The sequence below is a fragment of the Nocardiopsis sp. TNDT3 genome, assembly GCF_003427465.1.
Taxonomy (GTDB): Bacteria; Actinomycetota; Actinomycetes; order Streptosporangiales; family Streptosporangiaceae; genus Nocardiopsis; species Nocardiopsis dassonvillei.
This window is the reverse complement of the sequence record NZ_QPFC01000509.1, coordinates 1-5134: the sequence shown is the minus strand read 5'-3', so window position 1 is coordinate 5134 and position 5134 is coordinate 1. Positions and strand designations below refer to the sequence as shown.

Below are 5134 nucleotides of genomic sequence, written 5' to 3'. Positions count from 1 at the left end.
GGTCGCCGGGGCCCAGCACGGCGGTGCTGGCTCCGGCGACCCCGGACATCCAGATCGCGTCGCAGGTGAAGGCCGGTTCGTCCTCGGGCCACGGGGCGATTCCGGCGCGGCGCAGCAGGGCGGGCCCCCAGGGGTCGCGGTCGTCCAGCGCGGGCAGGCCGCGCTTGGTCCACTCCAGACGGGTGAGGGCGCGGGCGTCGGCCGCGGTGCGGGCGAACAGCGCGGTGTCGGCGAACTCCTTGGTGAAGGCGTCCAGTCCCGCGTCGAGCGCGTCGGTCAGGGCGCGTTCCAGGGCGCGCCCCGCGGCGGCGTCGCCGTAGGCGAGGTTGAGCAGCAGCGACCCGCTGCCGTAGACCCTGTTGTGCAGGGTGCCGGTGTGCAGTCCGGCCAGGCACACCGCGCCGGAGCGGGCGTGCGCGTCCAGGGCGCGGCCCAGGTGCCGGGCCAGGTGGCCCAGGAGGACGGAGGCGTTGTGCCCGGTGTGCGGGCGGTCGTCGATCGCGTCGTCCCCGCGGACCGAGATCCGGGCGGTCATCGCCGCGGTGCTGCGCGTCAGGAACCGCATCCCGGTGGGTTCGCAGAAGATGTTGAGGCGGCCGGTGTGGCCGCGTTCGACCAGCGGCCGGGTGCCGAGGGTGCCCATGGCGCCGCCCTCCTCCCCGGCCACGGCCTGGACGAGCACCGCGACGTCGCGGCCGACAGCCGGGTCGCGCTCGCGGGCGGCGCGCACCCCCGCCAGCAGCGCCACCGCCGGGCCCTTGGCGTCGATGGCGCCGCGCCCGTGGAAGCGTTCGCCGTCGAAGCCGACCGGCTGCCGCCCGGCGACCGTGTCCAGGTGCACGTTGAACATCACGGTGCGCTCGGCGGGCAGGTCGGGGCCCAGCCGCAGCACGAGGCTGGGTTGGCAGTCGAGGAAGCCGGGGCGGGCCAGGGCCTCGCGGACCGGGGCCGGGACGTCCGGTCGGTCCATGTCGGCGGGCCGGACCGGGGCGTGGTGCACGACGTCGAACCCGGCTCCGGCGGCGGCGCGGGCGTAGAGGAGCTGGGCCTCGCGCAGGAGCGGCGGGGGCCCGTCGGGGCCGGTCTCCAGCGGGCCCGCGGTGGGCAGTTCGAGCAGCCGCAGCAGCAGGTCGTGGTCGTCGGGGGTGAGCGCGGCGGTCACCGGACCCCCTCGGTGCGGTGGAGGCCGTCGGCGGTACGGGCGGCCCCGGTCGCGGCGTGAGGGTCCGCGTCCCCGCCATGGTGGCCCGTGCCCCTGGCGGGGCCGCCTCCGGTGTGCCAGGTGCGGGCCACGAGGTCCTCCAGGGCGCGCCCGTAGGCGACGAAGGCGGGCCGGTCGCCGCGGCCGGGGTCGGCGCCCGAGACCCGCAGGTGCGGGCGCAGGTGCAGGTGGGGCTCGATGGACAGCGTTCCGGTGTAGCCGTGCGCGGCCAGCAGCCGCAGGCACTCGACGGTTCCGGCCTCCCCCCGGCCGGGCGGGACGTAGTCGACCCCGCCGTCGGGCGCGGTGACGGCGTCCTTGACGTGCACGTGCGCCACGTGGTCGAGGAGCTCGCGCAGCATCTCCGGGGCGCGGTAGCCGTGGGCGACGCCGTTGCCGGTGTCGAACAGCAGCCGCAGGGCCGGGCTGTCCACCTCGGCCAGCAGTTCCAGGGCGCGGTCGGCGCGGTCCCCCGCCCAGCCCGCGCAGTTCTCGTGCACGAGCACCAGGCCCGCGTCCTCGGCACGGCGGGCCAGTTCGCGCAGGCGGACGCGGACGCGCCGCCCCCACTCGGCCTCGGGGAGCCCGTCGCGGGGGTAGGACATGACCCGGACCAGCCGGGTGCCCAGCACCGCGCAGCGCCGGGCCAGGACGTCCAGTTCGGCCAGGTCGGGGGCGAAGTCCCCGGTGGCGGGCCTGGACCAGTCGGCGATGCGGGAGGCGACGGCGACCACGTCGGTCCCGGCCTCGCGGATCCGTCCGGCGGCGCGGTCGAAGGCCCGCTCGTCCAGGGCGGCCAGGGCGGTCCCGTCCACGGTGCGCAGTTCCAGGCGGTTCCAGCCGAGTTCGGCGAGGGCGGCGAGCTGTCCGTCGAGGTCGGGCGCCGCCTCGTCGCCGATCCCGGCGAGCGGCGGAGCGGTGTGTTCAGGCGCCGACGGCACTGCCCACCTCCTGCCTGCGGCCGTGGGCCGCGCACAGCCCCTTGGCCTCGGTGAGCAGCCGGACCGCCTCGACCTGGACCGGGAGCGTGCCGGGGCCGCGGAAGGAGCGGGCGTAGCGGGCGTAGGCGGCGCGGAGGAAGGCGGGGAGGGCGTCGTCGGCGAAGACCGAGTGGGAGGCCCGGTGCCCGGTGGCGTCCACCGACAGCTGGGCGGTGTGGTCGGCCGCGCTGCACGGGTAGTGGCCGGTGAGCACGGCGCGGTCGAACTCCAGCGTGATGCGGCGCTCGCGGACGGGGGAGGTCAGGTCGGAGTCGATCCGGCTGCGCACCCCGCCGTGGTGCGCCAGGTCGAGGCGGGCGCGGCCCAGTCCGGGCAGCCGGGACTGCTCGGTGACCATGTCCTCCAGGGAGGCCGCGGTGACGTCCGCTCCCCCGGCCAGGCTGATCACCACGGCCAGCGCGTGCGGGACCTCCACGTCGAAGGCGGTGGGGTGGCCCGGCGTCTGCGCGGTGCGGGTGAAGCGGGGCTTGTTCTGCACGACCGTGACGGCGCGCAGGTCGCCGAAGACGCGGCCCCGCACCGCGGCGCGCAGTCGCCGCGTGAGCGCGCTGTCCAGCCACTGGGTGGTGACGGTCAGGTCCAGGCCCCAGCGCCGCCGCAGCCGGGCGACGGCGGCCAGGTCCACCAGGTCCAGGGCCAGCGGCTTCTCCACGACGACCATGCGGTAGCCGAGGCGGGCCAGGTGCTCCAGCGGACCGGAGCGCAGGTGCGGCGGCGTGCACAGGTGGACCACGGTGCGCGAGGGCGGCGCGCAGCGGGCCGCCTCCTCCAGGGAGTCGGCGGTGAGGACCCCCTCGACGGGGCCCCGGAACGGGTCGAATCCCACCACCGGCCCCGCGGCGAACAGGGCGGGGGCCTGTGCCCGCGCTTTGGCCAGCGACGGCAGGTGCAGCCCTTCTCCCGATCTGCCCAGACCGACGATGAGGGTGTGCAGCATAACGTACGGGCACCTTTCCCTTCTGCTTCCACGGCGGTGCGCTGCCCGATCCCGGAACGCAGCGGCCACACGCTTCCCCCACCACACTCGGACATCGCACCGAAAGCGTCAAAACGGAGAACGGGTTCCTGCGTCCGAAAACTCGGAAACGGACATGTTTCCACCCGTAGAGCAAGAAGGAAATGCGTATTTTCGTGGCGTTTTCTCCCCTGCGGGCGCACCTCCACCGGAGCGCCGCGCGGTCCCGCGACCGCCGGGCGGAGGTCGCGGGACCGGTCGGGGTCAGGCCACTGAGAAGCTGAACAGCCCGCTGGGCGGAGCGTGCCAGCCGTGGTTCGGCGAGACCAGGACCGACGGCCCGAAGCAGGTCGTGCCGGCGTGCATGCGCACGTCCGCGTCGGTGAGGTTGACCAGCACGTGCGCGGTCTCGGGGAGCCGCTGGCAGGAGCCCGCCGGGGGTTCGGGGTAGCGGCGCAGCTCCTCGAACTCGGTCGTGAAGACCACGACCTCACCGGTCGCGGCGTGGGCCGGAGCGGCGCCCGCCACGGATCCGCCCACCGCGAACGCGAGTGCCGCCGCGGCGGACACGAGAGCCCTCATTCCGATTGCCTCCATTTTCGTTCCGCACTTTTTCCGAAGGATCGGCCCGCACATATCACCGATACGGCGAAGCCGACCCGGACATCCTGTCCCTTCGGCACCACAAAGACCAGAGCCGGTGTGACTCAGCGGAGGATTTCGGGCAACCGCTACCCGGAGCCGAATCGGAGAGAAAGCACCGGGGAAAGAAAAATACAGAAAAGAATACTTTCCATGCCTTCGCTGAGATATGCGCCGCTCGCACCTTAGGTGGCTTTATCGCCGGAAAGGTGCGCTCTCCGTGAGGAAGGGGCCCGAAACGGGCGGGTTTTCCGGGGCGTGTAGGGGGCGTAAAGGGCTGGGGAAGCTCCTGTGACGGCGACTCGCGCGTGGAGCCGGCGGCCCGGACGCTCCCCCGCCCCGCACCGGGCGCAACGGGCCGCGCACCCGCCAGGAGGGAGGAAGTCCCGGTTTCCTGCGCGCACAAAAAAGCCCGCCCCGAGGGGCGGGCCGCCGTGTCCGATGGGCGCTCAGACCTTGCGGTACCTGGGTACCCAGGCGCCGTCCCGGACCTCGTAGTCGCCGAAGAGCGCAGGGGCCTCCTCCTGGAGGGTCCGACCGATGAGGTCGAACAGCAGGCGGATCTCCTCCTCCGCGCCGGGGGCGGTGCGCGCCTCCAGGGTGTGGCGCAGGGTGCGCACGTTGGCGGTCCACACCAGGCCGGTGGCCACGCCCTCGGGGGCGAAGCGGCGCATGAAGGAGGTCTTGTGCTTCTTCTCCGCGAACTTGACACCCTCGTCGTCCAGGCCGAAGTGGTCGGCCATCCAGAGCTGGAACTCCTCCATCTGGCGGAGCATCGCGGTGGCGCGCTCCATCAGCTCGGGGTCGTCCTCGGCCCAGTCGGGGAACCAGAACGGCAGGTCGGACAGGCGCACGAAGCGCAGGGACTCCTGGGAGACGGCCACGCCCGGACGGTGCCGGATCAGCTCGTGGGTGAGCACCCGCGAGACGTTGTGCAGGACGAAGCTGAAGCTGATGTGCTCCAGGACGGAGCCGTGCATGCTGGCCAGGATGTTGCCGAGGTAGGCGTCCTGGTCGGTGCGCACCCGGGTCACGTTGGGGTTCAGGCCCGGCTCCCAGGAGCGGTAGCACAGCCGCCCGGCGAACTCGGCGAGGTTCTGGGGGTCGTTGAGGTGGGCGTCGAGCTCACCGCGGTCGAACCGCTCCAGCCACGCCTCCCCGCCGACCTCCTTGAGGTAGTCGGCGATGGCGTCGTAGTCCACCTGCGGACGCGCCACCAGACGGACCTGCGGCTCGACCCTCTTCACAGCATGCCTCCCGTTCGTGTTCCCGGCTCCCCGTGCGCACGCCTGAGCACCGCGGCCGACGGGCGGCGCGGGGTGCGGAGGGCGTGAC

Annotated in this window: 5 protein-coding genes; all 5 read right to left on the bottom strand. The window is 73.8% G+C overall.

Going from position 1 to position 5134, the window contains the following annotated elements:
- Positions 1-1162, bottom strand: a 1162-nt coding sequence (locus DQW06_RS13285; protein ID WP_117198554.1) for a M20/M25/M40 family metallo-hydrolase, incomplete at its 3' end; no start/stop codon positions are given.
- Entirely contained in the window at positions 1159-2142 is a 984-nt protein-coding gene (locus tag DQW06_RS13280; RefSeq protein WP_013152483.1) for a sugar phosphate isomerase/epimerase, read from the bottom strand. The genes DQW06_RS13285 and DQW06_RS13280, both read right to left, overlap by 4 nt.
- Entirely contained in the window at positions 2126-3139 is a 1014-nt protein-coding gene (locus DQW06_RS13275) for an oxidoreductase (protein WP_013152482.1), read from the bottom strand. Before DQW06_RS13275 ends, DQW06_RS13280 begins: the two co-directional genes overlap by 17 nt.
- A 282-nt stretch (positions 3140-3421) precedes the next feature.
- Entirely contained in the window at positions 3422-3739 is a 318-nt protein-coding gene (locus DQW06_RS13270) for a hypothetical protein (RefSeq protein ID WP_013152481.1), read from the bottom strand.
- 509 nt (positions 3740-4248) lie between these two features.
- A complete protein-coding gene (thyX, locus tag DQW06_RS13265) occupies positions 4249-5046 on the bottom strand; it encodes an FAD-dependent thymidylate synthase (RefSeq protein ID WP_013152480.1) in 798 nt (265 codons plus the stop codon).
- Positions 5047-5134 lie beyond the last annotated feature (88 nt).